This window comes from Pseudoalteromonas sp. GW168-MNA-CIBAN-0100, assembly GCF_040309225.1.
In the GTDB taxonomy this organism is placed as follows: Bacteria; Pseudomonadota; Gammaproteobacteria; order Enterobacterales; family Alteromonadaceae; genus Pseudoalteromonas; species Pseudoalteromonas arctica.
In genome coordinates, this window is sequence record NZ_JBEOOL010000228.1 from 1 (window position 1) to 364 (window position 364).

At 42.6% G+C, this 364-nt stretch carries 1 protein-coding gene; it reads left to right on the top strand.

Translation table 11 applies throughout. From position 1 onward, the window contains the following. A partial coding sequence (locus tag AAEY62_RS20865; protein WP_350636204.1) for an adenylosuccinate synthetase occupies positions 1-364 on the top strand: 364 nt, incomplete at both ends.

The window sequence follows — 364 nt, forward strand, 5'->3', positions numbered from 1 at the left end:
GTGTTGTATTATCACCAGAAGCGCTAATGAGAGAGATTGGCATGTTAGAAGCACGTGGCGTACCTGTACGCGAGCGTCTTTTAATCAGTGCTGCATGTCCATTAATTTTGCCTTTCCATGTTGCATTAGATGTAGCCCGTGAAACTGCACGTGGTGATAAGCCAATTGGTACAACTGGCCGTGGTATCGGTCCTGCGTACGAAGATAAAGTGGCACGTCGTGGTTTGCGCGTAGGGGATTTATTTAATCCTGAACTATTCGCAGCAAAACTAGAAGAAGTTCTTGAATACCATAACTTTACTTTAGTTAATTACTATAAAGTAGATGCTGTTGATTTTCAGAAAACCTTTGATGACGCAATGGC